1 protein-coding gene is annotated in these 662 nt (G+C 61.5%); it reads left to right on the forward strand.

Annotated features, from left to right (window positions below; all coding sequences use genetic code 11):
* Positions 1-662: ATP-grasp domain-containing protein (locus B7G54_RS37845; protein ID WP_341866408.1), on the forward strand; the 662-nt coding region annotated here is incomplete at both ends.

Genomic DNA, 662 nt, shown 5'->3' on the forward strand with positions numbered 1-662 from the left:
ATTCACGCAGGTGGCCGTGGCAAGGGCGGCGGCGTGAAGGTGGCGAAGTCGATCGAGCAGGTTCGCGAATACGCGAACCAGATCCTCGGCATGCAGCTCGTCACGCACCAGACCGGCCCGGAAGGCCAGAAGGTCAACCGTCTGATGGTCGAAGAAGGCGCCGACATCAAGCAGGAACTGTATGTCAGCCTCGTCGTTGATCGCGTGACGCAAAAGATCGTGCTGATGGGTTCGAGCGAAGGCGGTATGGACATCGAAGAAGTTGCCGAAAAGCACCCGGAACTGATCCACAAGGTCATCGTCGAGCCGTCGACGGGCCTGCTCGACGCGCAGGCCGACGACCTCGCCGCGAAGATCGGCGTGCCGGCTGCTTCGATTCCGCAAGCGCGCGCCATCCTGCAAGGCCTGTACAAGGCATTCTGGGAAACCGACGCATCGCTGGCTGAAATCAACCCGCTGAACGTTTCCGGCGACGGCAAGGTCATCGCACTCGACGCGAAGTTCAACTTCGACTCGAACGCGCTGTTCCGCCACCCGGAAATCGTCGCGTACCGCGATCTGGACGAAGAAGATCCGGCTGAAATCGAAGCGTCGAAGTTCGACCTCGCGTACATCTCGCTCGACGGCAACATCGGCTGCCTCGTGAACGGCGCAGGCCTCGC

The sequence above is a fragment of the Burkholderia puraquae genome (assembly GCF_002099195.1).
GTDB classification, from domain to species: Bacteria; Pseudomonadota; Gammaproteobacteria; order Burkholderiales; family Burkholderiaceae; genus Burkholderia; species Burkholderia puraquae.